General features: G+C 68.3%; 25 protein-coding genes. 14 read left to right on the top strand and 11 right to left on the bottom strand.

Annotation, left to right across the window (positions count from 1 at the left end):
• The first annotated feature begins 35 nt into the window (after positions 1–35).
• Positions 36–782, top strand: a complete 747-nt coding sequence (gene erm, locus ACLJRM_RS41450) for a 23S ribosomal RNA methyltransferase Erm (RefSeq protein WP_410666155.1) — start codon at positions 36–38, stop codon at positions 780–782.
• Here erm and ACLJRM_RS41455 read toward each other — a convergent pair.
• The gene (locus ACLJRM_RS41455) at positions 685–1,608 is read right to left on the bottom strand and encodes an EamA family transporter (protein WP_410666156.1); all 924 of its coding nucleotides are present in this window, start codon (positions 1,606–1,608) and stop codon (positions 685–687) included. The genes erm and ACLJRM_RS41455 overlap by 98 nt on opposite strands.
• An 87-nt stretch (positions 1,609–1,695) precedes the next feature.
• Here ACLJRM_RS41455 and ACLJRM_RS41460 point away from each other — a divergent pair, with 87 nt between their 5' ends.
• On the top strand, positions 1,696–2,634 hold the full coding sequence (locus ACLJRM_RS41460) for a LysR family transcriptional regulator (protein ID WP_101611178.1): 939 nt from the start codon (positions 1,696–1,698) through the stop codon (positions 2,632–2,634).
• Here the strand turns inward: ACLJRM_RS41460 and ACLJRM_RS41465 are convergent.
• Complete coding sequence (locus ACLJRM_RS41465; RefSeq protein WP_410666157.1) at positions 2,591–3,196, bottom strand: TetR/AcrR family transcriptional regulator; 606 nt, start codon at positions 3,194–3,196, stop codon at positions 2,591–2,593. The genes ACLJRM_RS41460 and ACLJRM_RS41465 overlap by 44 nt on opposite strands.
• A gap of 58 nt (positions 3,197–3,254) precedes the next feature.
• On the opposite strand from ACLJRM_RS41465, the gene ACLJRM_RS41470 reads away from it, so the two are divergent.
• Positions 3,255–3,881 carry a peroxiredoxin-like family protein gene (locus ACLJRM_RS41470; protein WP_410666158.1) on the top strand — a complete coding sequence of 209 codons (627 nt, stop codon included), beginning with the start codon at positions 3,255–3,257 and terminating at the stop codon, positions 3,879–3,881.
• A gap of 90 nt (positions 3,882–3,971) precedes the next feature.
• On the opposite strand, the gene leuA is transcribed toward ACLJRM_RS41470, so the two are convergent.
• Complete coding sequence (gene leuA, locus ACLJRM_RS41475) at positions 3,972–5,729, bottom strand: 2-isopropylmalate synthase (protein ID WP_410666159.1); 1,758 nt, start codon at positions 5,727–5,729, stop codon at positions 3,972–3,974.
• A gap of 245 nt (positions 5,730–5,974) precedes the next feature.
• Here leuA and ACLJRM_RS41480 point away from each other — a divergent pair, with 245 nt between their 5' ends.
• From ACLJRM_RS41480 to ACLJRM_RS41490, 3 genes are read left to right on the top strand one after another with little or no spacing between them, the layout of a single operon-like run.
• On the top strand, positions 5,975–6,340 hold the full coding sequence (locus ACLJRM_RS41480; protein WP_410604919.1) for a hypothetical protein: 366 nt from the start codon (positions 5,975–5,977) through the stop codon (positions 6,338–6,340).
• A gap of 23 nt (positions 6,341–6,363) precedes the next feature.
• Positions 6,364–6,969 carry a chemotaxis protein CheB gene (locus tag ACLJRM_RS41485; protein ID WP_410666160.1) on the top strand — a complete coding sequence of 202 codons (606 nt, stop codon included), beginning with the start codon at positions 6,364–6,366 and terminating at the stop codon, positions 6,967–6,969.
• Positions 6,966–8,816 carry a CheR family methyltransferase gene (locus tag ACLJRM_RS41490; RefSeq protein WP_410666161.1) on the top strand — a complete coding sequence of 617 codons (1,851 nt, stop codon included), beginning with the start codon at positions 6,966–6,968 and terminating at the stop codon, positions 8,814–8,816. The genes ACLJRM_RS41485 and ACLJRM_RS41490 overlap by 4 nt, the downstream gene beginning before the upstream one ends.
• Before the next feature lies 1 nt (position 8,817).
• Here ACLJRM_RS41490 and ACLJRM_RS41495 read toward each other — a convergent pair whose 3' ends face one another.
• A complete protein-coding gene (locus ACLJRM_RS41495) occupies positions 8,818–9,579 on the bottom strand; it encodes an ANTAR domain-containing protein (RefSeq protein ID WP_410666162.1) in 762 nt (253 codons plus the stop codon).
• Positions 9,580–9,721: 142 nt separating this feature from the next.
• On the opposite strand from ACLJRM_RS41495, the gene ACLJRM_RS41500 reads away from it, so the two are divergent.
• Positions 9,722–10,615: an ANTAR domain-containing protein gene (locus tag ACLJRM_RS41500; RefSeq protein ID WP_101611172.1), complete on the top strand. Its 894-nt coding sequence runs from the start codon at positions 9,722–9,724 to the stop codon at positions 10,613–10,615.
• Here the strand turns inward: ACLJRM_RS41500 and ACLJRM_RS41505 are convergent.
• Positions 10,608–11,201, bottom strand: a complete 594-nt coding sequence (locus tag ACLJRM_RS41505) for a hypothetical protein (RefSeq protein ID WP_410666163.1) — start codon at positions 11,199–11,201, stop codon at positions 10,608–10,610. The genes ACLJRM_RS41500 and ACLJRM_RS41505 overlap by 8 nt on opposite strands.
• A gap of 9 nt (positions 11,202–11,210) precedes the next feature.
• Entirely contained in the window at positions 11,211–12,050 is an 840-nt protein-coding gene (locus ACLJRM_RS41510; RefSeq protein WP_410604925.1) for a helix-turn-helix transcriptional regulator, read from the bottom strand.
• 103 nt (positions 12,051–12,153) lie between these two features.
• Between ACLJRM_RS41510 and ACLJRM_RS41515 the strand changes: the two genes are divergently transcribed.
• Entirely contained in the window at positions 12,154–13,623 is a 1,470-nt protein-coding gene (locus ACLJRM_RS41515) for an MFS transporter (RefSeq protein ID WP_410666164.1), read from the top strand.
• Here the strand turns inward: ACLJRM_RS41515 and ACLJRM_RS41520 are convergent.
• Positions 13,584–14,180, bottom strand: a complete 597-nt coding sequence (locus ACLJRM_RS41520; protein ID WP_410604927.1) for a nitroreductase family protein — start codon at positions 14,178–14,180, stop codon at positions 13,584–13,586. The genes ACLJRM_RS41515 and ACLJRM_RS41520 overlap by 40 nt on opposite strands.
• Before the next feature lie 229 nt (positions 14,181–14,409).
• On the opposite strand from ACLJRM_RS41520, the gene ACLJRM_RS41525 reads away from it, so the two are divergent.
• Entirely contained in the window at positions 14,410–15,675 is a 1,266-nt protein-coding gene (locus ACLJRM_RS41525; protein ID WP_101611168.1) for an aspartate kinase, read from the top strand.
• Entirely contained in the window at positions 15,675–16,712 is a 1,038-nt protein-coding gene (locus ACLJRM_RS41530) for an aspartate-semialdehyde dehydrogenase (protein ID WP_101611167.1), read from the top strand. The genes ACLJRM_RS41525 and ACLJRM_RS41530 overlap by 1 nt, the downstream gene beginning before the upstream one ends.
• A 114-nt stretch (positions 16,713–16,826) precedes the next feature.
• Here ACLJRM_RS41530 and ACLJRM_RS41535 read toward each other — a convergent pair whose 3' ends face one another.
• Both ACLJRM_RS41535 and ACLJRM_RS41540 read right to left on the bottom strand, forming a co-directional pair.
• Positions 16,827–17,933, bottom strand: a complete 1,107-nt coding sequence (locus tag ACLJRM_RS41535; protein WP_410666165.1) for a DUF4034 domain-containing protein — start codon at positions 17,931–17,933, stop codon at positions 16,827–16,829.
• Positions 17,934–17,942: 9 nt separating this feature from the next.
• Entirely contained in the window at positions 17,943–19,451 is a 1,509-nt protein-coding gene (locus ACLJRM_RS41540; RefSeq protein WP_410666166.1) for a M48 family metallopeptidase, read from the bottom strand.
• Positions 19,452–19,690: 239 nt separating this feature from the next.
• Between ACLJRM_RS41540 and ACLJRM_RS41545 the strand changes: the two genes are divergently transcribed.
• Positions 19,691–20,881 (top strand): RtcB family protein, encoded by a 1,191-nt coding sequence (locus tag ACLJRM_RS41545; RefSeq protein WP_410666167.1) that lies wholly within the window; start codon positions 19,691–19,693, stop codon positions 20,879–20,881.
• Positions 20,882–20,954: 73 nt separating this feature from the next.
• Positions 20,955–21,326 (top strand): hypothetical protein, encoded by a 372-nt coding sequence (locus ACLJRM_RS41550; RefSeq protein WP_101611163.1) that lies wholly within the window; start codon positions 20,955–20,957, stop codon positions 21,324–21,326.
• Between the two features lie 31 nt (positions 21,327–21,357).
• Here the strand turns inward: ACLJRM_RS41550 and ACLJRM_RS41555 are convergent, their stop codons facing one another.
• Entirely contained in the window at positions 21,358–22,503 is a 1,146-nt protein-coding gene (locus ACLJRM_RS41555) for an MFS transporter (protein ID WP_101613581.1), read from the bottom strand.
• A gap of 192 nt (positions 22,504–22,695) precedes the next feature.
• On the opposite strand from ACLJRM_RS41555, the gene ACLJRM_RS41560 reads away from it, so the two are divergent.
• Positions 22,696–24,138, top strand: coding sequence for a catalase (locus tag ACLJRM_RS41560; protein ID WP_101611162.1), 1,443 nt, complete (start codon positions 22,696–22,698; stop codon positions 24,136–24,138).
• Positions 24,139–24,583: 445 nt separating this feature from the next.
• Positions 24,584–25,114 (top strand): hypothetical protein, encoded by a 531-nt coding sequence (locus ACLJRM_RS41565; protein WP_101611161.1) that lies wholly within the window; start codon positions 24,584–24,586, stop codon positions 25,112–25,114.
• A gap of 265 nt (positions 25,115–25,379) precedes the next feature.
• On the opposite strand, the gene ACLJRM_RS41570 is transcribed toward ACLJRM_RS41565, so the two are convergent.
• On the bottom strand, positions 25,380–26,426 hold the full coding sequence (locus tag ACLJRM_RS41570) for an alpha/beta hydrolase (RefSeq protein WP_101611160.1): 1,047 nt from the start codon (positions 26,424–26,426) through the stop codon (positions 25,380–25,382).
• Positions 26,427–26,542 lie beyond the last annotated feature (116 nt).

Raw genomic sequence — 26,542 nt, forward strand, 5'->3', positions numbered from 1 at the left:
GGCTGCCCGGCTCACCTCGAAGCCGCGGAGATCCCTTGCGCACACATCGTCCTGGCCGTCATGAGCTCGGCCAGAACTTCCTCATCGACCTGAACACCGTCGAAACCGTCGTGAAGCTCGTCGCCGGAACCGACGGGCCGATCATCGAATTCGGCACCGGCGACGGCGCGCTCACCCTGCCGCTGGAACGGCTCGGCAGGCCGCTGACGGGCGTCGAAATCGACGCCCGCCGTGCCGCCCGGCTGGCGGGACGCGTCCGGCCGTCCACGGAGATCGTCATCGCGGACTTCCTGCGGTTTCCCCTGCCGAAGACGTCTTACGTCCTGGTCGGCAACCTGCCGTTCCATCTGACCACCACGACGCTTCGTCACGTCCTCGCCGCGCCTGGCTGGACCGACGCCGTGCTGCTCGTGCAGTGGGAGGTGGCGCGCCGCCGGGCGGGGGTCGGCGGCGCGACCATGATGACCGCGCAGTGGTGGCCGTGGTTCGACTTCCGGCTGGCCGGACGGGTCCCCGCGGCGGCGTTCCGTCCCCGGCCCGGCGTCGACGGCGGCCTGCTGACCATGACCCGCCGCGAGCGTCCGCTCGTCGACGACGCGGATCGTGCGCGCTACCAGGACTTCGTACGGCGGGTGTTCACCGGGAACGGCAGGGAAATCGCGTCGGGCGCGCTGCCCAAGAGGCTCACCGCACGCCAGTGGGCTGAGGCGTTTCGGCTTCGGCGAGGAAGTCCGGCTCGCGCGCGCGGCGCTTGGTCGAACCGAACAGCACCCCGCCGATGACGACGGCCGCCGCGACGACTTCGAGCAGCGTCGGCCGTTCGTCGAGCACGAGGAACGCCATAGACAGCCCGACCACCGGCACCAGCAGGGAGAACGGCGCGACCACGCCCGCCGGGTTGCGGCGCATCAGCGACGTCCAGATCCCGGAGCCGATGATCGTGCCGAACACCACGACGTAAGCGAGACCACCGAGGCCGATCAGCCCGGTGGGGGTGCCGAGCGTGCTCAGCGAGTGGCCGATCTCCGCCGGGCCTTCCATCACCAGCGACAGCGCGAACATCGGCAGCGGCGGCACCACGGACATCCAGAGGACGAAGTTGAGCGGGTTGTCCGGTGCCGCTTGCCGCGTGCTCAAGTTCCCGAAGGCCCAGCTCAGCGCGCCGAGCAGGGTCAGGATCACCGGCAGCAGGGCGGCGTTCCCGGCCTGCTGCCAGGCGATCGTCGCCATCCCGGCGACGGCGAGCAAGATCCCGGCCAGCTGCCGTCCGGAGACACGTTCCCGCAGGAAGACGGCGCCGAGCAGGACGGTGAACGGGGCCGAAGCCTGCAGCACCAGCGACGCGAGGCCGGTCGGCATGCCGGTGTCCATCGCGATGAAGAGGAACGCGAACTGACCGGTGCCGAAGCCGAGCCCGTAGCCGAGCAGGTGGCGGATCTTCACCTTCGGCCACGGCACGAACAGGATGGTCGGGATCGCGATGACCGCGAAGCGCAGCCCGCCGGCGAAGACGGGAGGGAACTGCCCGAGGGTGGCGTGGATGGCGAGGAAGTTGCAGCCCCAGAGGACGACGACGAGCAGGGCGAGCAAACGGTCGCGAGCGGGCATGCCTTCACTCTTACGGGGGCATATCGTGAAGGACAAGCGCTAATATTTTCAGTGACCGTTCAGTTTCGCTTCACATATGCTGGCGGGATGGACATCGGCCGGTTGCGGACCCTGCGGGAGTTCGCCGACCGCGGCAGCGTGACGGCGGCCGCGAAGGCGCTGCACTGCACGCCGTCCGCGGTCTCCCAGCAACTCCGCGCCCTGCAGAGCGACGTCGGGCTCGCGCTGACGGAACCGGCGGGCCGTGGCCTCCGGCTGACCGACGCCGGCCGCGCGCTGGTCGCCCGCGCGGACGACGTGCTCGCCGCGCTCGACCGCGCGGAGTCCGAATTGGACACTTACCGCCGGGCCCCGCGCGGCCGGGTCCGGGTGGCGATCTTCCAGTCGGCCGGGCTGATGCTGCTCCCCGGCCTGCTGCGCCGGACGGCGGAATTCGAAGGGCTGGACGTCATCGTGCGTGACGTCGACATGACGCCGCCGGAGGTCCCCGGGCTCGTCGCGGATTACGACATCGTGGTGGCGCACCGGGACGAGCACGCGCCGTCGCTCGGCTCGGAACGGCTGGAGACGAGGCACCTGCTGCGCGAACCGCTCGACGTCGCGCTCCCTGTCGGGCATCGGCTGGCCAAACGGCGCCGCATCGAACTCGCCGAACTGGCCGACGAACGCTGGATCAGCGTCAACGCCGGGTTCCCGGTGGACGACATCCTCCAGTCGCTGATCATCCGCACCGGCGTCCGCCCGCAGGTCGTCCAGCGCATCAACGACTTCCGCATCACCGAACGGCTCGTCGCCGCCGGACACGGCATCGCGCTGCTGCCCCGGTACACCATGGACACCCGGCGGGGCAGCGGCCTGGTCTGCCGTCCGCTGGCCGGGATCAAGGCGGCGCGGCATGTGGAGGCTGTCTGCCGGCTCGGCGCGTCTTCGCGGCCCGCCGTGGCGAAGATTCTCGACGCGCTCGCGGACGAGGTCGCCGCGCTCACGGGCGAGCGTGACTCCGCAGGTGGTCCAGCGCGAGCTTGAGCGCGTCCTCGATCGGGGTGACGTCGTGGCGCAGGTGGGCCATCAGCAGCCCGCCCTGGACGCACGCCATCGCTGTCTGGGCGAGTCTCGCCGGGTCGGCGTCTTCGGCGAGTTTTCCCTGAGCCCGCAAGGATTTCAGGCCGCTTTCGAGATGTGACTCCCATTCGCGGTACGCCTTGTCCAGCAGCGGCGCGATCTTCGGATCGTCCCCGAGTTCGCCGGCGAGGTTGCCGAGCGGGCAGGCGATCGGCCCCTTGGGGGTGGTCTGGATGGCGAGGATCTCCTGTGACCACTGCTCGAAATCGGCCCAGCTGTGCAGCGCGAAGATCGTCGGCTGGTTGCCGAGGATGTTCTCCAGGAAGCGCGCGATGACCGCTTCGACGAGCTGTTCCTTGTTCTTGAAGTAGTGGTACATCTGCGATTTCCCGGCCCCGCTCGCCGCGAGCACCTTGTCGACGCTCGTCCCGGCGACGCCGTTGACGTACATCAGCTCCGCCGCCGCGTCGACGATCGCGTCCCGCGTCAGCCGTCCACGAGGTGTTTTCGCCGGTTGACCATCCATGTACCGGATAGTACAGTCGGCTGCACTGTACCGATCAGTACAACGCAAGGAGCTGATGATGGGGGATCTCAACACCGACCTCGCCGCGCTGCGAGGCTCCGTCGCGAGCCAGGTTCCGGCCGAGATCGCCGAGGTGCTCAAGGCCGACCACGCGACGTTCGTCGGGATGGTCGCGGAGACGGCCGCGAAGCCGGGGACGGCGATGCCGGATCTCACGCTGCCGGACGCGAGCGGCGGCAGGGTGCCGGTCAAGGACGGACCGGCCGTCGTGGTGTTCTACCGCGGCGCGTGGTGCCCGTACTGCAATCTGGCGCTGCGCACGTATCAGCAGGAAGTCTTGCCGGAGCTGGAGAGCCTGGGGGTGAAGCTGATCGCGGTCAGCCCGCAGCTCCCGGACGACTCGTTGTCCACGAAGGATCTCGAGTTCACCGTTCTGTCCGATGTGGACAACGAACTCGGGCGCGCGCTCGGCATCACGTTCCGGCTGGCCCCGGAGACGAAGCCGGCTTTCGACACGCTCATCGGCGACGTCGAGAAGATCAACGGGGCGGCGGAGTGGGAGCTGCCGTATCCGACCGTCCTGGTCGTGGACCGCGAAGGCGTCATCCGGTTCATCGACGTCCACCCGGACTACACCACCCGCACCGCCCCGGCCGACATCCTGGCCGCGGTGAAGGCTCTGTAGGAGCGGCTGAAGGGGCCCTTCCCCGCATCGCATGCAGCGAAAGGGCCCTTCACCGCATCGCATGCGGTGAAAGGCCCCTTCGGCTGAGCGCTAGCGGTTCGCCCGGTTCACCGCCGAGACGACGGCCCGCAGCGAGGCGGTCACGATCGACGGGTCGATCCCGATGCCCCAGTACACCCGGTCGGAGATCGCGCACTCGATGTACGACGCCGCCCGAGCGTCGTCGCCCGGCGAGAGCGTGTGCTCGCTGTAGTCCAGCAGCCGCAGGTCGAACCCGACCGTCGACAGCGAGTCGAAGAAGGCCGCGATCGGCCCGTTCCCGCGACCGGTGACCTCGTGCTCGTCACCCTCGACCCGCACGGTGGCGGTGATGTCGTACTCGCCGTCGCCGTTGTCCCTGACGTGCTGGCGCACCAGCTCCAGCGGCGTCTTCAGCTCCAGGTACTCGGCCGAGAACGCGTTCCACATCGTGGTCGGGTCGACCTCGCCGCCCTCGGTGTCGGTGTGGCGCTGGACGACCTTCGAGAACTCGATCTGCAGGCGCCGCGGCAGGTCGAGCTGGTGCTCGGCCTTCATGATGTAGGCGACGCCGCCCTTGCCGGACTGCGAGTTCACCCGGATCACGGCCTCGTAGTTGCGGCCGATGTCCTTCGGGTCGATCGGCAGGTACGGGACCTCCCACGGGTGTTCGTCGACCGGCGTCCCCGCCTTGTCGGCGGCGGCCTTCATCGCGTCGAGACCCTTGTTGATCGCGTCCTGGTGGCTGCCGGAGAACGCGGTGAACACCAGGTCGCCCGCCCACGGGCTGCGTTCGTGCACCGGCAGCTGGTTGCAGTATTCGACGGTCCGCTTGATCTCGTCCATGTCGGAGAAGTCGATCTGCGGGTCGACGCCCTGGCTGTAGAGGTTCATGCCCAGCGCGACCAGGTCGACGTTGCCGGTGCGCTCGCCGTTACCGAACAGGCAGCCTTCGATCCGGTCCGCGCCGGCCTGGAAGCCCAGTTCGGCGGCGGCGATGCCGGTGCCGCGGTCGTTGTGCGGGTGCAGCGACAGGATCACCGAATCACGGCGCTCCAGGTTGCGGTGCATCCACTCGATCGAGTCGGCGTAGATGTTCGGCGAAGCCATCTCGACGGTGGCGGGCAGGTTCAGGATGACCGGCTTCTCCGGCGTCGGCTGCCAGATCCCGGTGACCGTGTTGCAGACCTCGAGCGCGTAGGACAGCTCGGTGCCGGTGTAGGACTCCGGCGAGTACTGGAAGCGGAAGTCGGTGTCCGGCTGCTTCGCCGCGTAGTCGACGACCAGCTCGGCCGCCTGCGAAGCGATCTTCGTGATGCCGATGCGCTCCTCGCGGAACACCACGCGGCGCTGCAGGATCGACGTCGAGTTGTAGATGTGGACGATCGCGCGCGGCGCCCCTTCGAGCGCCTTGAAGGTGCGCTCGATCAGCTCGGGACGGCACTGGGTCAGTACCTGGATGCTGACGTCGTCCGGGATGGCGCCCTCGTCGATGATCTCGCGGACGAAGTCGAAGTCGGTCTGCGAAGCCGCCGGGAAGCCGACCTCGATCTCCTTGTAGCCCATGCGGACCAGCAGGTCGAAGAACTTGCGCTTGCGCGCGGGAGACATCGGGTCGATCAGGGCCTGGTTGCCGTCACGCAGGTCGACCGCGCACCACAGCGGCGCGGTGTCGATGCGCTTGTCCGGCCAGGTGCGGTCGGGCAGGTCGATGTCCTCGACCAGCTCGGACCAGGGGCGATAGCGATGAACGGGCATCGAAGTGCCGCGCTGGGTGTTCCACGGGGCCTGCTCGGAAGGGGCCGGGCGCGTGGGCTTACGGATGCTCATGAGGGGACGGTTCTCCTGAAGAATCGGGTGCGACGACCGGCACCACGAAGCCCCGCGACGGGGAGCCGGTCAGATCAGGCCCCGTCGCGGCAGCGAAGCAGGAGAGCTCGAGCCACGACGCCACCTTAACCGCGAGATCTCCCGAAAGGAAACCCGGGCCGCGATCGAACCGTGACCGCCAGGGGCGCCCATTCGGGTTACTCGCGGGTAGCAATCGGACCAGGCGGCGTGCCACACTGCCCGGCATGGGCGAGCACGCTGAAGAGAAGGAAACCGCTGATCAGAAGACCCGGCGCAAGGTCGACTGGCGAGCGGGAGGCGGTCGCGCGGCCGGGATACTGGCGAGCGTCGTCCGCTGGGTCGGCCTGATCTTCGCCGCGATCCTGGTCCTGCACGTCGTCTTCGTGATCGGCGAGGCGAACGCCGACAACGGCATCGTGTCGTTCGTCCGCGGCTGGGCCGACGGGCTGCTGCTGGGCTTCAAGGACCTCTTCATGCCCGAGGACGCCAAGCTCCGGGTGCTGATCAACTACGGCATCGCCGCGGTTTTCTGGATGGTGGTCACCGGCATTCTCGCCAAGATCATCCGGCGCATCGGCGGTTCCGCCTAGCCTCGGAGCACTACGATCGGAAGATGCTCGGCCCCAGCCGTCTCCGGGTGGCGGACTACGAGATCGTCGCCATCGGATCTTCGGCGGGCGGAGTCAAGGCACTGCTCGAGGTGCTCGGCGCTCTGCCCGCCGGTTTCCCCGTGCCCTTGGTCATCGTTCAGCACCTCGATCCGCGCCACGACACCATCCTCGCCGACATCCTCGACCGCCGGTCCGGGTTGAGGATCAAGCTGGCCGAGTCGGACGACGTCATCAGGCCGGGCGTCGTCCACCTCGCGCCGCCGGACCGTCATCTGCTGGTGAATCCCGGTGGCAGGCTCAGTCTGTCCACGGTGGACAGGGTGAAGTTCGTCCGGCCGTCGGCTGATCTGCTCTTCGAATCCGTCGCCGCCGTTTACGGTCCGTCCGCGCTCGTCTGTGTGCTGACCGGGACGGGTTCCGATGGCGCGGCGGGGGCCGGAATGGTGAAGTCACGGGGCGGTACCGTTGTCTCCGAAGATCCGGAGACCGCCGAATTCAAGGGCATGCCCCAGGCCGTGACGAAGTCCGTATCGGTCGATCTGGTGCTCCCGCTGGACCAAATCGCCGGTGCGCTCGTCGGTCTGGTCGAGGGAACGAGGACGTTATGAGCACGCCGGAAGGCGAAATCGACCACGGTGAGGAACTCGAGGTCCTGCTGACCTTCATCAGGGATTCCCGCGGTTTCGATTTCACCGGCTACAAACGGACTTCGCTGGCCCGCCGGATCCAAAAGCGGATGCAGACCGTGAAGATCGCCGGGTACTCCGAGTACCGGGATTTCCTGGAGCTCAACGCCGAAGAGTTCCCGGAACTCTTCAACACCATTCTGATCAACGTCACCAGCTTCTTCCGGGATCCCGAAGCGTGGACCTTCCTGCAGAAGACCGTCGTGCCCGAACTGGTCGCGAAGGTGGCCGTCACCGACGAGATCCGGATCTGGAGCGCGGGGTGTTCGAGTGGCGAGGAGGCCTACTCCCTCGCGATGATCTTCGCCGAGCACCTCGGCATCGAGGAGAGCACGCAGCGGGTCAAGATCTACGGGACCGACGTCGACGAAGAAGCCCTGCGTGAAGCGAGGACGGGCCTGTATTCCTCGAGGGTGCTGGAGCGGCTGCCCGAAGATTTGCGGGTGAAGTATTTCGAGCCGAGTGGAAATCTGTTCGCTTTCCGGCGCGACCTCCGCCGCCGGGTGATCTTCGGCAGGCACGACATCACGCGCGACGCCCCCATTTCCCGCGTCGACCTGCTCGCCTGCCGTAACACCTTGATGTATTTCAACGTCGAAGCCCAGGCGAAGATCATCGAACGCTTCCATTTCGCGCTCAACGAAGGTGGCCACCTGTTGCTCGGAAAGGCCGAAATGCTGCTTTCCGACGGTGTCCGGTTCGACGTCGCGGACATGCGGAACAGGGTGTTCAAACTGCGGACGGGGGGTACCACCGTGCGGGCCCCGCGCTTCGACGTCCGGGCCGGAGCGGGAGTGCGGGACGCGAATCGAAGGCGTCACGTGAGCGAACTCGCCTTGGCGTCCTCGCCGGATTCGGTACTGGGCGTCGAACGCGACGGCACGGTCGCCTTGATCAACGGCTCGGCGAGGTTGCAGTTCGGACTTTCCTCCCACGATGTGGGCAGGCCGTTCCACGATCTGGAGATCTCGTACCGGCCGATCGAGCTCCGCTCCGTCATCGACCAGGCGCACAGTGATCGCCGCAGTGTCCGGGTCGATTCCGTGAGACGGCAGAAGAACGGCGAAGAGACGCAGTACTTCGACATCATCGTCCGGCCTCTCCTCACCATCGAAGGTGAGGACATCGGTGTCGCGATCACGTTCGTCGACACCACCGAGGCCACCAGGCTGCAGCACGAGGTGAAGCGCGTGCAGGAGGACCTGGCCACGGCTTACGCGGAGCTCCAATCGACCAACGCCGAACTCGAAACGGTCAACGAAGAGCTCCAGTCGAGCATCGAGGAACTCGAGACGACGAACGAGGAACTCCAGTCCACGAACGAGGAACTCGAGACCACCAACGAGGAACTCCAGTCGGGCAACGAAGAACTCGAGACGATGAACGAGGAGATGCGCATCCGCACCGCGGAACTCGACGAGACGCGCATGTTCTTCGAAGGCGTGCTGTCGAGCGTCGAGGCCGGGGTGGTCGTACTGGACGGCGATCTCCGGGTGCGCAGCTGGAATCGCGGCGCCGAGGAACTGTGGGGCCTGCGGGCCGGCGAGGTCTACCTGGAGGAGTTCTTCGCCCTCGACTTCGGCCTGCCGACCACCGGGTTCCGCGACGTCGTCGAACTCTGCAACGAGACCGGGCAGCGGGCCGCCCAGGTCGAGATCGACGCGGTGGACCGGAAAGGCAGGCCTCTGGTCGCCTCGGTCAGCTGCTCGCCGTTGAGCGGGCCGGGCGGCGGAGTCGTCTTGATGACGGAAAAGCGACCGGCCGACTGAGTCAGCGCTTGGCACCCGGTCGTAGCGCGCGTTTGGGGACCGAACCCACGAGATCCGACACCGTCATGCGGCGGCTGACCAGTTGTTCGCACAGTTCGCTGATCCGGCGGTTGTGGCCGCGCGCGTAGTGGCGCAACACGAGGAACGCGTCGGTCGGGTCGATTTCCAGCCGGGCGGAGACCAGGCCCTTCGCCTGCTCGATGATCACCCGGCTGTCCAGCGCTCCCTGCAGTTGCTCGGAGGTCCTGGTCAGGCCGGCGATCGCGCGGTGGTTGAGCATGCCGATCGCCGCCGCGTCGGCGAAGGCGATCGCGATCCGCAGGTCGGCCGCCGGCAGTGACGAGGCTTCCGTGGTCAGGATCGTGACCTCGCCGAGGACGTTTTCGCGTCGGCTGAACGGGAACGCGTGTACCGATCGGAAGCCGAGTTCGAGGGCGGCCGGGGCCAGCCGGTTCCAGCGTGCTTCCGCCCCGTCGAGGAGTACGTTGACGACCGGCTCGTCGCCGTCATGACAGTCGATGCCGGGGCCCTCCTCGGCGAGGACGTCGCCGAGTGGCGGATGTTCGAGCCGTTCGTCGGTGCACACCACGATCGGCCGGTCGGCGCGGTCGCCGGCCGCGGCCAGCCGGACAGCTGACGAGGCGATCAGTTGTGCGTAGCGGTTCGCCACACAGAGCCAATAACTCTTCGGGTCGAGCGCGGGTGCCAAAGTGTCGGCCAGCTCCACCAACGTGTCGGCGACCCATCTTTCGCGATCCTGCATCAGAATCCGGCCTTCCTGCGGACTTGCAGTGTCGAGGGCGCTGGGAAATCAACGCTAGTCCTCCGCATGACGAGGGGGAACCCGTAATGGCTCAGCCGTTCGGGTCACTTCGGCACGCCCGGCGCGGGCGTACGCTCAGCCCATGTGGGACGGCACCGGTGGTCGATACGACCCCCCGGCCCTGCGCAGGCTGATCGAAACCGAGCGCGGGCGGGCGGATCGCGCGGCGGCCGTGGCCCGGCGGCACGAATGCCTGACGGAGACGGCTTCCGCGTCGATGCGGCCCTTCCACGTGCGGATGGCGGAACTGCACCGCGCCACCGAACACAAGCACCGGGCAGCGGCGGATCTGCACACCGGCTACCTCGACGCCGTCGGGCGCTGGGCGGACCGGCCGCAGGAGCCGGCCGTCCTGCCCCCGGCGTTCATGACGGCGGCCGCCGAGACGTCCGGCATCCGGAGTCTGGCGGTGGCCTTGTTCACCACGGACGGGACCGAGGCGTCGGTCGTGGTGTCCGATCCCATCGCCGCCAGGGCGCACGACCTCGAATACAGCCTCGGCGAAGGACCTTCCCGGGGAACGCCCCTGAAACCGGGGGTCTGCGGCGAACCGGAACTCGTGAGCCGGTGGCCGCAGTTCGGGCCCGCGGTGCGGGAAATCGGGGTCCGGGCGGTGGTTTCGGCGCCGCTGGGCCTGGACGGGGTGCCGATGGGCAGCCTCACCGCGTACCGGTCCGAGCCCGCACCGGACGCCGAGGTGGCCCGGTCGCTGGAGGTCCTCGCCGGAGCGCTGACCGGCACCGCGTTGGACCCGGGTATCCGGCTCGACGGTGACGACGGCTTGCCGGTGCATCCCCTGTTCGGCGACGTCGACGTCTGCGTCGTGACACACCAGGCCACCGGGGTGGTGATGGCCAACCACGACTGCTCGGCGGCCGACGCCCTGGCTCTCATCCGCGCCCACGCCTTCGCCCGGAACGAGACCGTCACCGAGCTCGCCCGTGCCATCGTGGCCAGGACGTACCGGCTCAGCTGACCGCGAGACGTTCGTATGCCTCGACGGCGGCCTTCGGGTCGTCCGCGGTGAACTTCACGACACGGACGGTCTCGGTCTTCCCCAACGGCCTGGTCACCGTGATCGGCTCGCGTAGCTCCGCGACCAGATTCGTCTCGTAGGAATTGTCATGGCTGAGCCAGGTTCCGTCGCGGAACGCCTTGGCCTTGGCGGGATCGTGGCTTTCCTTCGAATGCCGCAGGCCGACGATGTTCTCCCTCGGAATTCTCAGGTCGTAGAACGAGCTGTAGCGCACTCGCACTTCAGACGAAGAAATCACGTGAGGCCGGACCACGGTGCCCGCGTAGACGCCGAAGACGAGTAGTGCCGAGTACACGCCCAGAACGAGCAGCAGCAGGTCGACGACCAGGCCGAAGTCGAGTAGCCAGAAAAGACCCGCTTCGAAGGCGCTCACCACGGCGAGAACGATGAAGATCGGTTTGCCGTCGGAGCCGTACGGCACCGCCACGGTGTCCTCGGTGACTCCGTCTTTGCGGCCTCTCAGATACAGCCAGAGGCCTTTCATCGTGCGTGATTCGTTGCGGACGAGACTGCGTAAAGCCCCCATGACCCCAGATTAGCGATCGAATTGGGTCAGGATCTTCAGCGCGTCGGCGGAGCCCGGGTCCTTCGGCGTGTAGATCTCGAGCCGGTGGTCGGGGCTGTCGGGCTGGAGCCACACCTGGTAGTCGACGCTCACCGCACCGACCGTGGGGTGCTGGAGGTGCATGGCGCCGACGGTGCAGTCGGCGACGTCACCGGTCGCCCAGAGCGTCGCGAACTCGTCGCTGCGCATCGAAAGTTCGCCGATGAGCCCGGCGAGACGGGCGTCCGTGGGGTAGCGGCCGGCGGTGAGCCGCAGGTAGGCGACGTGAATGGGCGCGAGTTCGGCGCGGTTGCGGTGCAGGTCGCGGGTGAGCGGGTCGAGGAAGAACAGGCGCGGGAGGGACGGCCGCCGGTCCGGATCGCCCGGCGCGTCGAAGTCGAGGTGCTCGGCCATGAGCGTGTGCCCGGCGTGGTTCCACGCGAGGACGTCGCCGCGACGGCCGAAAACGAGCGCGGGCACGGCCTCGCCGAGGTTCTCCAGCAGCGCGAGGACCCGGGGGTGCGGGTCCTCCGGACCGGGGTCGGTCAACTTCGGCAGCGCGGCCTGCCGGGCGAGGTTGTGCAGGTGACCGGTCTCGACGTCGTCGAGCCGGAGTGCTCGGGCGAGCGCGTCGAGCACCTGCCGTGAAGCGGTCTCGGCCAGACCCTGTTCGAGCCGTGTGTAGTACCCGGCGCTCACTCCGGCGAGCTGGGCGAGTTCCTCGCGGCGCAGTCCGGGCACGCGGCGGGAGGTGCCGTAGGTGCGCAGGCCGATCTCGGCGGGAGTCACCCGGTCACGACGGCTCTTGAGGTAAACGCCGAGGCTTTCCATGACCCCGAGCCTAGGTTTTCGCGCGGCCGCGTGGGTGTACCCGCTGGGTGTACCCACGGCACGGGGATGGCTGCCCGCCCGAAGCCGGTGCAGCGTCGAGGGCATGACACGACCGCACACCCGGGCCTGGTTCGGCCTGCTGGTGATCCTCTGCCCGGTGTTCCTGGTTTCCATGGACGGGTCGATCCTGTTCCTCGCGATGCCCAGGATCAGCCAGGCGCTCGCCCCGACGGCCGACCAGGCGTTGTGGATCCTGGACGTCTACGGCTTCGCGGTCGGCTCGCTGCTGATCGCGTTCGGCAACCTCGGCGACCGGTACGGGCGGCTGAAACTGCTGATGATCGGTGCCGCCGTCTTCGGTGCGGCCTCGACCGCCGCGGCGTTCGCCCCGGGCCCGGAGCTGCTGATCGCGTTCCGCGCGCTGATGGGGCTGGCAGGCGCGACTCTGCTGCCTTCGGCGCTGGCGGTGTTGAGCGAACTGTTCCCCGATCCGCGGCGACGCGCGCAGGCCATCGGTGTCTTCGCGGCCGCGTTCGCCGCCGGTTTCGCGATCGGCCCGGTCGTCGGCGGGGTCCTGCTGGAGCGGTTCTGGTGGGGTTCGGTCTTCCTGGTCAACCTGCCGGTGATCGCGGTGTTCCTGCTGCTCGGGCCGGTGCTGCTCCGCGAGGTGCGGGCCACCGGGAAGGGGCGCGTCGACACGCTGAGCGTGGTGCTCTCCGCCGCCGGTCTCCTGCTCGCGATCTACGGGATCAAGCACGTGGCGGCCGACGGCCTGTCCGCCGTCGCGGTCTCCGCGGGAATCGCAGGCGCCCTGCTGCTGGTGTGGTTCGCCCGGCGTCAGCGAGGTCTCGACCATCCGCTCATCGACTTCTCCCTGTTCCGCGACCGTGTCTTCACGATCGCGATCGTCACCGGCTTCCTGCCGCTGGCGGCCTGGTCGGCGGCCGCGTACCTGTCCGGGATCCACCTGCAGTCCGTGCTGGGGCTGCCCGTCCTGCACGCGGCCCTCCTGGCGCTGCCCGGGGCGGCCGTCCTCACGATCATGTGCGTGGTCACCCCGGCTCTGGTCGAGCGGATCGGCAAGCGCGCGGCGCTGGTCGGTTGCCACTTCTCCATCGCCGCCGGGCTGGCGCTTCTGCTCATGACCGGCGTCACGGGCGGGGTGGGCTGGTACGTCGCTTCGACGGTGGTCGCCGGTGTCGGCTACGGCATCTCGTTCAGCGTCGTGGCCGACACGGCCGTCGCCGCGGTGCCCGCCGAACGGGCCGGAGCGGCGGGCGCCATCGCCGAAACCGGCAACGAGATCGGCAACGCGCTGGGGATCGCGCTCATGGGGTCACTCGCCGCGCTGGTGTTCCGCCTGGCCGGACCGGATCTCGCGCCCACCCTCGACGGAACCCTCCAGCTGCCCGGTATCGCGCCCGCCGCCGCCACTGACGCGAAGGAGGCCTTCGTCTCGGGCCTGCACACCGCCGTCGCGGTGCTGAGCCTGCTGCACGTCGGGCTGGGAGGTCTCGCTCTGCGATGGCTCCCTCACTCGGAGAAAGCGCTCGCACCCCAGGTGTCGGTGTAGGCGAATTCCGCCAGCGAGACCCGCTCACGTGGCGCCTTCTCGCGCTCGATCCGCCAGTCCTCCTCGAGTACCGACGGGTCGGCGGGGGAGCCGACGGCGATGGCGACCTTCGGGACGACGTCGTCGGGGAGCCCGAAGAAGTCCTTCGCCGCTTCGGCGGAGAAGCCCGCCATCTGGTGCGCGATCAGGCCGAGTTCGACGGCCTGGAGCACGAGGTTCTCGCTCGCGAGACCCAGTCCGTACTCGGCGTACGGGACGTCGCCCTTGTCGTTCGTGGTCACCATCACGCCGATCAGCAACAGACCGGCGCGATGGGCCCAGTCGCGGTTGCCCGAGTTGAGCGTCGAGAGGATCCGGTCGAACGACGGCGTGCCCCGCAGGCCGACCAGGTAGCGGGCGGGCTGGGTGTTGCCGAAGGACGGTGCCCAGCGGGCCGCCTCGAGCAGTGCGCGAAGCTGGTCTTCGGTGACGACGGCGGCCTCGTCGTAGGCGCGAGGACTCCACCTGGCGGCCATGATCGACGCGATCGGGGTACTTGTTTCGGCGGGCTTGTGCACCGCCGGACCTTAACAAGGGGGTGCTCTCCGTCACTAAAGTGAAAGCCCTCCGACTATTTCGTTGGTGTTAAGGAAGATTTACTTCGAGAAGTCCTCGAAGTAGTGGTCAGGCCCACTTACGACGGTGGCGGGCGTGCGTGTCCCCGGTAGGCTTTCGCTCAAATAAGGGACGCGGGGGCTCCTTCGGTGCCCACCATGGAGCCGCCCGGCCCGTCGAGGAGGTTCGGGCGTGGCCCTCGTGGTCCAGAAGTACGGCGGTTCGTCGCTGGAAAGTGCCGACCGGATCAAACGCGTCGCGGAACGCATCGTCGCCACCAAGAAGGCGGGCAACGACGTCGTCGTCGTCTGCTCCGCCATGGGCGACACGACGGACGAGCTGCTCGACCTGGCTCAGCAGGTCAACCCGGCCCCGCCGGAGCGTGAGATGGACATGCTGCTCACCGCGGGTGAGCGCATCTCGAACTCGCTCGTCGCCATGGCGATCTCCGCGCAGGGCGCGGAGGCGTGGTCGTTCACCGGTTCGCAGGCAGGGGTGGTGACGACGTCGGTGCACGGCAACGCGCGGATCATCGATGTCAGCCCCAGCCGCGTGACGGAAGCCCTCGACCAGGGCTACATCGCGCTGGTGGCGGGGTTCCAGGGCGTGTCGCAGGACACCAAGGACATCACCACCCTCGGCCGCGGCGGTTCGGACACCACCGCCGTCGCGCTGGCCGCGGCGCTGAACGCCGACGTCTGCGAGATCTATTCCGATGTGGACGGTGTGTACACCGCCGATCCCCGTGTCGTGCCCGACGCCCGCAAGCTCGACACCATCGCCTACGAGGAGATGCTGGAGCTGGCCGCGAGCGGCTCGAAGATCCTGCACCTGCGCTCGGTGGAGTACGCGCGCCGCTACGGCGTCCCGATCCGAGTCCGTTCTTCCTACAGTGACAAGCCGGGCACCACGGTGACCGGTTCTATCGAGGAGATCCCCGTGGAACAAGCGTTGATCACCGGTGTGGCGCACGACCGCTCCGAAGCCAAGATCACGGTGACCGGCGTGCCCGACACCGCCGGCGCCGCGGCCAGGATCTTCCGGGTGATCGCCGACAACGAGATCGACATCGACATGGTGCTGCAGAACGTGTCCAGCACGTCGTCCGGCCGCACCGACATCACCTTCACGCTGTCGAAGGCCAACGGTGCCAAGGCCGTGCAGTCGCTGGAGAAGATCAAGGACGAGATCGGTTTCGAGTCGGTCCTCTACGACGACCACGTCGGCAAGGTGTCGCTCGTCGGCGCGGGGATGCGTTCGCACCCCGGTGTCACGGCGACGTTCTGCGAGGCGCTCGCGCAGTCGGGCGTGAACATCGAAATCATCAACACCTCGGAGATCCGGATCTCGGTGCTGATCCGGGACTCGCAGCTCGACGACGCGGTGCGAGCGATCCACGAGGCATTCGAACTCGGCGGCGACGAAGAAGCCGTCGTCTACGCGGGGAGTGGTCGCTGATGTCGAACGGTTTGCGGGTAGGGGTCGTCGGGGCGACCGGCCAGGTCGGCGCGGTCATGCGCCGTCTGCTGGCCGAACGGGGTTTCCCGGTCGCCGAGATGCGGTACTTCGCTTCGGCGCGGTCCGCCGGTTCCAAGCTTTCTTGGCAGGATCGGGAAATCGTCATCGAGGACGCGACGACCGCCGATCCGTCCGGTTTGGACATCGCGCTGTTCTCCGCCGGTGGCTCGACTTCCAAGGCGCAGGCGGAGCGGTTCGCCGCGGCGGGCGCAACGGTGATCGACAACTCGTCGGCCTGGCGGATGGACCCCGAGGTCCCGCTGGTCGTCAGCGAGGTCAACCCGGAGGCGATCAAGGAAGCGCGCAAGGGGATCATCGCGAACCCCAACTGCACCACGATGGCCGCGATGCCGGTGCTCAAGCCGCTGCACGCCGAGGCCGGACTGGTGCGGCTGGTCGCCAGCACCTACCAGGCCGTGTCCGGCAGCGGGCTCGCCGGTGTCGAGGAGCTGGAAGGCCAGCTCGCCGCGGCGGCGCCGAACGCGGGCGCGCTGACCCACGACGGCGCGGCGGTGACCTTCCCCGAGCCGAAGAAGTACGCGCGGACCATCGCGCACAACGTCCTCCCGCTCGCCGGGTCCATTGTGGACGACGGCTTGTTCGAGACGGACGAAGAGAAGAAGTTCCGCAACGAGAGCCGCAAGATCCTGAGCATCCCGGAGCTGCGCGTTTCCTGCACCTGCGTGCGGGTGCCGGTGTTCTCGGGGCACTCGATCTCGATCAACGCGGAGTTCTCGCAGGCGCTTTCGGTCGCCCGCGCGACCGAACTGCTGACCGGCGCTCCCGGCGTGGAGCTGTCCGAGATCCCGACCCCGCTGCAGGCCGCGGGCCAGGACCCGTCCTACGTCGGGCGGCTGCGGACGGACCCGGGCGTCGACGGCGGTCGCGGTCTGGCGTTGTTCCTGTCGAACGACAACCTGCGGAAGGGCGCGGCGCTCAACGCGGTACAGATCGCGGAACTGATCGCGAACTCCTGACGCACCGGACGCTGTGAAAGGCCCGTTACTTGCAAATTTTGCAAGTAACGGGCCTTTCATTGCACGCGCGACCGGAAACCGACCGCAACTAGAGGACTAAACGCGCGGGAGTGGTCAGGGCTTCGTGGCCCCGGCGCAGGCCGCGTACCGCGTCGCCAGGAACTCGCCCCGCGCGTCCCCGCTGTAGGCCCACACCCCGCTGTCGGCCCGGGTCCCCAAGAACCGGAACTGCTCGACGGCTTCGTCGAAGCGCCCGTTCTCCACGAGCGCCTTCGCCGCGTACGCCCGGTCTCCTCGCGTCGCCGGGTGATCGCGCCCCTCGCCGTTCAGCCAGGCCACGATCCCGTCGAGCGCGCCGGCGACCCGCGGGTCACGCCACGCGGGAGTGTCCTGGAACTCGGATTCGTGCGCGGCGATCAGCAGCAGCGGGGCCAGCTTCGGCGACTTCGCCGCGGCGGTCTCGGCGAACTCCCACATCCGCTCGTTCGAGCCGAACCACTTCGCGCACCAGTACTGCAGTGCCCGCGTGTGCGCCCCGCGGTGCTGCGGGTCGCGTCCGGCGAGTTCCGCCCAGATCTCCAGGTACTGGTCGTTTTCGTACTGCCGTCCCATCGCGATCGCGAGCGCGGTCACCCACGGCGTCGGGTCCTCGGGGGCGAGCGCGGACGCCTCGCGCACGGCCTCCTCGGCCTGCTCCAGCACCCGGAAGAACGCGGCGAACTGCTCCTCGGTGACGTGTTTCGCCTGCAGGCCGCTGCGCACCTCCCACGCCACGTGCACCAGCGATTCCGCGTTGACGAGCGCGGCGCCCGGGTCACCGGGGCGGGCCTTGCGCCACGCCCGCAGCCATTCGTCGTCCTGCGCGGCGGCTTCGCCGAGCGCGCCGTTCACCAGGTTGCGGCGATCCCAGTTCCCCCAGGTCGACGCCAGCAGTGCGGCGGCGCCTTCCCATTCACCCCGCGCGGTCGGCTCCTGGACCGCGAGCACTTCTTCGTCGGTCCAGTACTCCTTGGTCGACACCTCGCCGTCGGCCGGGAGCCCCCAGCGCGTGACGTCCGGGATCCTGCCCTTGAACTTGGGCTTCTCCTGCGGCAAGAGCGCGGCGAACTCTTCCGGCGTCAGCACGTTCTTGAGTTCGTCGATCTCGACGCCGCGTCGTTTCGCCTCCTTCATCATCGCGAAGACGGCCTTGCGTTCACGGGACTTGAGCAGCCAAAGCATCGAAACTCCTTAAGAACGAACAAGAGTGGGAGACGGCCGGTAGCCGGCGGACACCCCGGCGGCCGTCAGCAGCGCGCGCAGCGGCGCGGTGTCGGCTTCGGCGGCGGTGGCCTTGTCGAGCGCGGACGGCAGCCGCTCGTCCAGCGGCTCGTCCACGGTGAACGGCGCCGGTCCGGACCACGACAGCGACCATCGCGCCACGCCGACGTCGGTGAGGGCCGCGTGGACCACGATCCCCACCCGCCTGCGGACGGAGACGGCGGCGAACTCCCGGCGGGCACGGGGCCCGGCGCCGGCGGGCGGTTTCGCAGCGGTGTCGGCGGGGTCGGCGAGTTCCTCGTGCCTGCCCGCGTCGAGCAGGTCCAGCGCCATGTCGAGGGTGCGTTCGCCCAGAATCTCGGCGGCCGCTTCGGCCGCGACGTGACGACGGCCGATGGCGACCAAGGACGGCCAGTCGGTCCGCCGCATCGCGAGCGCCTCGTCGGAGAAGACGGTGAACAGCGCCCTGTCGAGCATCTTCTCGGCGCCGGTCAGCAGGTCGGCCGCCGGGTGCCCGCCGCCGGAGCGGACCGGGATCCGGGCCCCGGCCTCGAGCGTCGCGACGCGGTCCCGGGTCGCCGGGTGCGTGTCCCACCGCGAGGTCTTGTCCTCCGGCGGGTTCCGCCGCATCTCCTCCATCTGCTCCGCCCTCCTCGGGTCGGTGAGCAGTGCGCGGTAGCCCTCGCCGAACCGGTCCGGGAGGTAGCCCGCGTCCCAGCCGATGGCGGCGTAGTTGTTCATGAAGAACCGCCAGGTGACGGCCAGCGCTTCGATCTCACGCAGGGCCGAGGTCGCCGCGTCGGTCCCGGCGAGCCGCGCGGAGACGGCGTCGGCCGCGAGTTCCTGGGCTCGGCAGACACTCATCGAGACGACGAAGTACAGCTTCGCGTACTGCTTGAAGAGCCAGCCGACGAAGCGCTCGAAGTAGCCTTCGCGGCCGAGGCCGCTGACGACTCTCGCGATGGATTTGCGCCCGCGATAGGTCAGCGCGGAGAACCGCGTGTCCTTGTTGCCGTAGTGGCCCAGCTCATGCGCGAGCACCGCCCGGAACTGGTCCTGGCGCAGACCCATGATCAGCGGGACACCGATGATCATCCGACGGCGCAGCACCCGCAGCCCGAGCCACGAGGTCCGCTCGGTGACCGCGGCGTTCACGTCCGCGTCGAGATAGATCTCGTCCGGCGGCCGGGTGCCCGCCTCGTCCGCCAGCTCCCGGACCAGCGCCCAGAGCGCGGGCTGGTCCTCCGGCGTCACCTCGACGCCGGGCAGGTCGTCGCCGGTCGCCCGCTCGACCGTGAGCAGGGTCTTGAGCAGGATCCAGCCGACCGGGACGGTGACGATGCCGAGCTTCACCGCCGCGAAAACGTTGTGGCGCAGCGCCAGCACCTCGAGCGTCACGATCCCGCCCACGAACGCCAGCACGAGCAGCGGGAATCCCGCCAGCAGGACGGCAGCGAGCAGCCCACGTAAAGACTTCACTGTGAAACGGACCTTCCCCAGAGTTGGTGTACCCCCGACACCGAGCGCTCATTGTGCCCGAAGCACCTGTCATGACCGATCTCTTTTCGAATACGATCGAAGACTTCGCGATGAACATCACCTCACCCGTGGTGGTCGCTTGTGGACTGTCCACTGTGGATGGCGGTAATTGCCTTGTCCGGTTCGTCCGGCCCGTGCATGCTCAAGGGCGACAAAACGTTTTCCACGAAGGGAAAGTCATGTACACGGCGGTCGAAGGCTCGCGGGTTCCGATCCGGATGTGGGCCGACCCCACGTCGGTCGAGGACCAAGCCATGCGACAGCTGCACAACGTCGCCAACCTGCCGTGGGTGCACGGCGTCGCGGTCATGCCCGACGTCCACTACGGCAAGGGCGCGACCGTCGGCAGCGTGATCGCGATGCGCGACGCCGTGTCCCCGGCCGCCGTCGGCGTGGACATCGGCTGCGGGATGAGCGCGGTGCGGACCTCGCTCACCGCCGCCGATCTGCCCGACGACCTGCTGAAGCTCCGCCGCCGGATCGAGTCGGCCGTCCCGGTCGGTTTCGGCCTGCACAAGACCCCGGTGAACCCGGCGAAGGTGCACGGTGTCGGTGGCTGGGACGCGTTCTGGAAGTCCTTCGGCGACCTGCACGCCGGCGTCCGGGAGCTGCACGACCGTGCCGCCCGCCAGATCGGGAGTCTCGGTGGCGGCAACCACTTCATCGAGGTCTGCCTCGAACAGGGCGGCGACGACGAAGGCCGTGTCTGGCTGATGCTGCACTCGGGTTCGCGCAACATCGGCAAGGAACTCGCCGAACGGCACATGGCCGTCGCGCGGAAGCTGCCGCACAACGCGGACCTGCCGGATCCGGACCTCGCGGTGTTCGTCGCGGGTACGCCGGAAATGCAGGCGTACCGGCGCGACCTGTTCTGGGCGCAGGACTACGCGGCGCGCAACCGCGCCACCATGGTCGCGCTCGTCAAGCAGGCGTTGAAGGACGTCGTCCCGCAGACGACGTTCGACGACGCGATCAGCTGCCACCACAATTACGTCGCCGAAGAGACCTACGACGGTGTCGAACTGCTGGTGACCCGCAAGGGCGCGATCCGCGCGGGTTCGGGTGACCTCGGGATCATCCCGGGCAGCATGGGCACCGGTTCGTACATCGTGCGCGGTCTCGGGAACACGTCGTCCTTCCAGTCCGCGTCGCACGGCGCGGGCCGCCGGATGTCGCGGAACAAGGCCAAGAAGCTGTTCACCGCCGAAGACCTCGCCGCGCAGACCGCCGGGGTGGAATGCCGCAAGGACTCCGGTGTGGTGGACGAGATCCCGGCCGCGTACAAGGACATCGAAACGGTGATCAAGGCGCAGACCGACCTCGTCGAGGTGGTCGCGCACCTGAAGCAGGTCGTCTGCGTGAAGGGCTGAGTTACCGGGCGGTTCGTGGGTGGTGGTCAGGGGAACCCGACGTACCACCCACGAAATCGCTACCCTGGATCTCATGAAGAGGTTGGGAATCGCGGCGCTCATGGCGGCCGCCGGACTCGCGCTGGCCGGCTGCAGCGAGGTCACGAACGCCATCGATCAGACGAACAAGGCCGCGACGAAGGTCGGCGCGTGCGCCGAGGCGCTCAGCCTCACCGACCTCAATCCGGACCCGGCGACGCTCAAGGAGCGGGCCGCGGACAAGGAGAAGCGCCTGCGTGAGCTGGCGTCCAGCGTCGGCGAGCAGGACGTGGCGGGCGCGCTCACCGGCATGGCCGACTCGTACCTGCAGGCCCAGAAGGAGAACATCCAGGACGCGGGCAAGATCGCGGACTGGACCAAACGCAACATCGACCGGGTCGACGCCCTGCGCAAGGTCTGCGCTTAACCCCCTCTCCGCAACCAGAGGACGAAACGCGTCAGGGGGAGGCGAGTGCGGGCGCCGGGGCGGCCGGGGTGCGGGACCGTCGCCAGAACAGGCCGAGCGAGGCGATCGCCAGCGCTCCGATCGCCGAGGCCGCGAACCCCCAGCCCGGGCTGGAGTGATCGATCACATACCCGATGATCGGGCTCCCGATCGCCAGCCCGATCCGGCTGGCCGCGTCCAGCAGCCCCATCGCCTCGCCGCGCACCCGCGGTGGCGCCGCCGCGCTGACCGTCTCGGTGCTCGCCGCGAGCGTCGGCGCGCACAGCACGTTGCTCGGGAAGAGCACGATCGCCAGCAGCCACCACGGGTGGTCGACCAGCCCGACCGGCAGCGTGAGCACCGCGAGCAGCACCATCAGCGTGCCTTGCGAAAGCGACCGCCGGACGGCCCCGTGTATCGCCCCGCCGAGCACGGAAGCGATGCACATCAACGTGATCAGCAGCCCGGACCAGGCGATGTCGCCACTCGCGCGCACCGTCGCCAGTGCGGCGAGCTCCATCCCGACCAGGCAGAACAGTGCGCCGGCGGCGATGAACATCGCCATCACGAGCCGTCCGGTGAGCCAGCTCCGCACGGGCGGCCGCTCGCCGGTGAACACCTCGGCGTCGGCCTCGGCGCGGATCGGCGGGTTCTGCCGGTAGATCAGCGTCGCCGAAAGCGCGAAGCAGATCCCGATGCCGGTGAGCGCGTACACCGCGGGCAGTTGCGTGATCGCCATGATCCCGGCCGACGGCCCGATCATGAACGACGCTTCCACCAGGATCGTGTCCAGCGAGTACGCCGCCCGCCGCTGCTCGAGTGGCACGAGCGCGGTGAGCACCAGCCGTGCGAGCGTCCCGGCGGGCACCGACAGCACACCCGCGGGGAGCGCGACCGCCAGCAGCACTTGATACGGCAGATGCGGCGCGCTGATCCAGAAGGTCGTCGAGGCCAGGCCGCAGATCGCAACCACCGGCCGCAGCCCGTAGCGGTCGACGTACCGGCCGACGAGCGGCGCCCCGATCGCGCTGCCGAGCGTGGTGGCCGCGCCGACCAGCCCGGCCTCGCCGTAGCCGCGGCCGAGGTCGTTGACCACGTAGAGCGTCATCGTCACGCCCATGGCCGTCATCGGGAGCCGGGCCAGGAACATCAGCATCATCGAGCTGGGAACCCCGGGCACGGCTAACACGCGACGGTACGGAGCGAGGGCCATACGTCCGATGAGAACTTAACCTGGTACGCGCGTGCAAGTTTTTTCCCGCCGGTGGTCACCCGGTCCGGGGTGTTTTCTTGACTGATTCCAGAATAAGCGAGAGGGTGGCGGTACCACCACGAAACAGGAGGCACCGGCGTGACCTTGCCGACCACGAACAACGTGGGTATCCCCGTCGCGAGCGACAACGACTCGCTGACGCTGGGTGCCAACGGTCCGATCCTGCTCCAGGACCACTACCTGATCGAGAAGAACGCCCAGTTCAACCGTGAGCGCGTGCCCGAACGCGTCGTCCACGCCAAGGGCGGCGGCGCGCACGGCTTCCTCGAGGTCACCGAGGACATCAGCCAGTTCACGAAGGCCGCGCTCTTCCAGCCCGGTGTGCGCACCGAGAGCCTGGTCCGCTTCTCGTCGGTCGCGGGGGAGAACGGCTCGCCCGACACGTGGCGCGACCCGCGCGGGTTCGCGGTGAAGTTCTACACCTCCGAGGGCAACTACGACCTCGTCGGCAACAACACGCCGGTGTTCTTCATCCGCGACCCGATCAAGTTCCCGGACTTCATCCACTCGCAGAAGCGCCGCGCCGACAACCACCTGCGCGACCACGACATCCAGTGGGACTTCTGGACGCTGCGGCCCGAGTCCGCGCACCAGGTCACCTGGCTGATGGGCGACCGCGGCATCCCGTCGAACTGGCGCGAGATGGACGGCTTCGGCTCGCACACCTACCTGTGGGAGAACGCGGGCGGCGAGAAGTTCTGGGTCAAGTACCACTTCAAGACCGACCAGGGCATCGGCTACCTGCCCCAGGCCGACGCGGACCGTATCGCGGGCGAGGACTCGGACTACTACATCCGCGACCTGTTCAAGAACATCGAGAAGGGCAACCACCCCAGCTGGACGCTGTACGTCCAGGTGATGCCCTACGCCGAAGCCGCGGACTACCGCTTCAACCCGTTCGACCTGACCAAGGTGTGGCCGAAGGGCGACTACCCGCTGATCAAGGTCGGCCGCTGGGTGCTCGACCGCAATCCGGCGAACTACTTCGCGGAGATCGAGCAGGCCGCGTTCGAGCCGTCCAACCTGGTACCGGGCATCGGCCCGTCGCCGGACAAGATGCTGCAGGGCCGCCTGTTCGCGTACCCGGACGCGCACCGCTACCGGATCGGCGCGAACTACACGCAGCTGCCGGTCAACGCGCCGAAGTCCCCGGTGAACAGCTACTCGCGCGACGGCGCGATGCGCTACAACAACCCGGGCGACCCGGTGTACGCGCCGAACTCCAAGGGCGGCCCGCACGCGAACGCGGAGATCGCCTCCGAGACCGCGTCGGGCTACGGCGTCGAGGACGAGGTCATCCGGTCGGCGTACAAGCTCCACGCCGAGGACGACGACTTCGGCCAGCCGGGCACGCTCGTGCGCGAGGTGATGGACGACGAGCAGCGTGAGCGGCTCGCGAACAACATCATCGGCCACGCTTCGAACGACGTGTCGCAGCCGGTGCTCGAGCGCGTCTTCGAGTACTGGCGGAACGTCGACAAGGACCTCGGCGACAAGGTCGCGGACGCCTTCCGCAAGTAGAACGACCTCTTCGAGAGGCTGCTCCCACCACCGAACGCACCCGGCGCGCGTCATCCCCCGCGCACCGGGTGCGTTTTCATGTCCCCACTCGCATGTGAAACCAGAAGGTGGCGTGGCGTGCGTGGGGGACAACCCGAGTGGAGCAGTGCGACACGCTTGTCCGACGGAGTGATGAAGCCAAACGATCACCATTTACACCACTGTGGGTGAACGAACCGTTCTGCCGTGTCGACCGGTAACAGGTGGTCATAAAATTGTGGGAAAAGGATGATCTTCAGGGGGACGCACAAGATTTTGTCGTTAATCAATTGCGGGGTTCTTCACCGGGAATGAATCCGGCACGTAAGGGTTAGAAAACGGTGCAAACCGGTGATCGGGTGGTGTTCGGCCGATACGGCGGGTATCGATTGACCTCGTCAGGTCCCAGAGGCCAGGAGGTAAGGGAATGAAAGGCAACATTGCCCGGACGATTGCCGCGGTCGCCGCAGGCAGTCTGTTGGCGGTGGCCTCAGCCGGCGCCGCAACGGCTAGTACCGATGGTGGAAAGGGTTCGTCGAACACGCAGGCACTCGCCGCTCAGGTGCTGCAGATGCGGGACGGGCTCACCAAGGTCGCCTATGCCGGTGACGTCTCCAAGACGCGGGCGGACTTGGACAAGCTGAGCCCCGTCCTCGGTGACATCGCCGCAGGCAAGCGCTACCAGATCCAGACCGAAACACAGAAGCTCGGCGACCTGGCCAAGGGTCGTTCCGACGAATCGAGCAGGCTGCTGGCCGACCCGAAGGCCAAGGCACGCCAGCTCCCGCCGCTGCCGGTGCCGATCCCCTCGCTCCCGGACCTGCCCGGACCGTTGAAGATCGTCAGTGACCTGGTGAAAGCCCTGTTGACCGCGGTGACCGGCATCCTCGCCGGCCTGCTCGGCGGACTCCCTGTCCCGCCGCTGCCGATACCGCCGGTGCCGCTCCCCACGCCGTAATATCGCCGCGCGCCGACGGAAACCTTTCGCAGGGCGCGGGATCGCGACCAGCTCGCGCAGGTAGGTAGGGGCGCCCTACAAAAGGTTTCCGTGGCCTTCGGCCGAAATAGGGGCGCGGGATGAAGTCTCTCGTCGCGCTGACGCGCTACCGAGAGACAGGCGTAGTCCGTCAGGAGTCGTCTGGTTTCGCCGTGCAGGGCGGCGGGCCACGAAATGGGGGCCGGAGCCCGAGTGGGGACATTTCTCCTCACTCGGGCTCTGGCCGTCACTTCGGGGCGAGCCCCAGCCTCAGGGCGCCCGCCGCTTCGGCCGTCGCCTCGCGGAACCGCTGACCGACCCCGAGGAAGTTGATGTACCCGTGGATCAGGTCCGGCTGGCGGCTGAGCGCCACCGGAACCCCGGCCTTCCGCAATTTCTCCGCGTAAGCCTCGCCCTCGTCGCGCAGCGGGTCGAAACCGGCGGTCGCGATATACGCGGGCGGCAATCCGGAAACGTCGCCGTGCAGCGGCGACAGTTTCGGGTTGTACAGATCGGTGCCCTTCGGCACGTAATGCCCTTCGAACCAGGTCATATCCGAGTCGGTGAGGAACAGGTCCTCGGCGAACAATTCCCGGGAACGGCGGCGCACGGTGAAATCGGTCGCCGGGTAGAACAGCAGCTGGAACGCCGGGACCCCGCCGCCGCGTTTCACCGCCTGCTGCGCCGTCACCGCCGCGAGGTTCCCGCCCGCGCTGTCGCCGCCGACGGCGATACGGGCCGGGTCGGCGCCCAGGTCCCGCGCCTTCGCGAAGGCGTACTCGAAGGCCGCGATCGCGTCTTCGGTGGCGCCGGGGAACTGCGTTTCCGGCGCGAGCCGGTACTCCACCGAAAGCACCCGCACGCCGGCCTGTTTCGCCAGGTATCGGACGGTGTTGTCGTGGGAGACGCGGCTGCCGACCACCCAGCCGCCGCCGTGGAAGAACACCAGCAGCGCGGACGGATCCGGCAGCCCGGCCGGGGTGTAGAGCGTGGCGGGGACGTCGCCGTCACCCGTCGGGATGAGCAGCTCCCTGGTGGCGACCGGCTCGATGATCTTCCCGCTGACCAGGTGCCTGCTCGCCAGGAGCAGGCTGCGTGACTCTTCGACGCTCCCTCGCACCAGCGATGCCTTCGCCAGCTTCTGCAGGCGAAGCAGGAGCTGGGCGTCCAGCGCGAGCTCCTGCCCGTCCAGGCGGAGCGGCGGTCCGGCGATGGCCCTTCTGGCCGGCCTCGGGAGCCAGAACGCCAGCTGCGAAAACGCGGCTTCGGCACGGATCTGGAGCGGTATCGCCATGCTTCCTCCTGAGGGCTTCTCGCCAGGTTACTTTCGAGTAGGTATGCCGTCCAGCGGGAACCGGGCCTTTGCGGCGAACGGGTGTGACGCAGGCCTCCGTTCCAGATCCTGGTCCT

Source organism: Amycolatopsis sp. lyj-84, from assembly GCF_046549075.1.
GTDB lineage: Bacteria > Actinomycetota > Actinomycetes > Mycobacteriales > Pseudonocardiaceae > Amycolatopsis.

What these genes read in the sequence shown, in the direction of transcription:
- ACLJRM_RS41455 (WP_410666156.1), bottom strand. Translation starts at nt 1,608, where the DNA reads ATGCCCGCTCGCGACCGTTTGCTCGCCCTGCTCGTCGTCGTCCTCTGG.
- ACLJRM_RS41535 (WP_410666165.1), bottom strand. Translation starts at nt 17,933, where the DNA reads ATGCTTTGGCTGCTCAAGTCCCGTGAACGCAAGGCCGTCTTCGCGATG.
- ACLJRM_RS41470 (WP_410666158.1), top strand. Translation starts at nt 3,255, where the DNA reads ATGGGGGATCTCAACACCGACCTCGCCGCGCTGCGAGGCTCCGTCGCG.
- ACLJRM_RS41510 (WP_410604925.1), bottom strand. Translation starts at nt 12,050, where the DNA reads ATGGAAAGCCTCGGCGTTTACCTCAAGAGCCGTCGTGACCGGGTGACT.
- ACLJRM_RS41555 (WP_101613581.1), bottom strand. Translation starts at nt 22,503, where the DNA reads ATGATGCTGATGTTCCTGGCCCGGCTCCCGATGACGGCCATGGGCGTG.
- ACLJRM_RS41490 (WP_410666161.1), top strand. Translation starts at nt 6,966, where the DNA reads ATGAGCACGCCGGAAGGCGAAATCGACCACGGTGAGGAACTCGAGGTC.
- ACLJRM_RS41495 (WP_410666162.1), bottom strand. Translation starts at nt 9,579, where the DNA reads ATGCAGGATCGCGAAAGATGGGTCGCCGACACGTTGGTGGAGCTGGCC.
- ACLJRM_RS41485 (WP_410666160.1), top strand. Translation starts at nt 6,364, where the DNA reads ATGCTCGGCCCCAGCCGTCTCCGGGTGGCGGACTACGAGATCGTCGCC.
- ACLJRM_RS41460 (WP_101611178.1), top strand. Translation starts at nt 1,696, where the DNA reads ATGGACATCGGCCGGTTGCGGACCCTGCGGGAGTTCGCCGACCGCGGC.
- ACLJRM_RS41565 (WP_101611161.1), top strand. Translation starts at nt 24,584, where the DNA reads ATGAAAGGCAACATTGCCCGGACGATTGCCGCGGTCGCCGCAGGCAGT.
- ACLJRM_RS41570 (WP_101611160.1), bottom strand. Translation starts at nt 26,426, where the DNA reads ATGGCGATACCGCTCCAGATCCGTGCCGAAGCCGCGTTTTCGCAGCTG.
- ACLJRM_RS41465 (WP_410666157.1), bottom strand. Translation starts at nt 3,196, where the DNA reads ATGGATGGTCAACCGGCGAAAACACCTCGTGGACGGCTGACGCGGGAC.
- leuA (WP_410666159.1), bottom strand. Translation starts at nt 5,729, where the DNA reads ATGAGCATCCGTAAGCCCACGCGCCCGGCCCCTTCCGAGCAGGCCCCG.
- ACLJRM_RS41480 (WP_410604919.1), top strand. Translation starts at nt 5,975, where the DNA reads ATGGGCGAGCACGCTGAAGAGAAGGAAACCGCTGATCAGAAGACCCGG.
- ACLJRM_RS41505 (WP_410666163.1), bottom strand. Translation starts at nt 11,201, where the DNA reads ATGGGGGCTTTACGCAGTCTCGTCCGCAACGAATCACGCACGATGAAA.
- ACLJRM_RS41515 (WP_410666164.1), top strand. Translation starts at nt 12,154, where the DNA reads ATGACACGACCGCACACCCGGGCCTGGTTCGGCCTGCTGGTGATCCTC.
- ACLJRM_RS41500 (WP_101611172.1), top strand. Translation starts at nt 9,722, where the DNA reads ATGTGGGACGGCACCGGTGGTCGATACGACCCCCCGGCCCTGCGCAGG.
- ACLJRM_RS41550 (WP_101611163.1), top strand. Translation starts at nt 20,955, where the DNA reads ATGAAGAGGTTGGGAATCGCGGCGCTCATGGCGGCCGCCGGACTCGCG.
- ACLJRM_RS41530 (WP_101611167.1), top strand. Translation starts at nt 15,675, where the DNA reads ATGTCGAACGGTTTGCGGGTAGGGGTCGTCGGGGCGACCGGCCAGGTC.
- ACLJRM_RS41545 (WP_410666167.1), top strand. Translation starts at nt 19,691, where the DNA reads ATGTACACGGCGGTCGAAGGCTCGCGGGTTCCGATCCGGATGTGGGCC.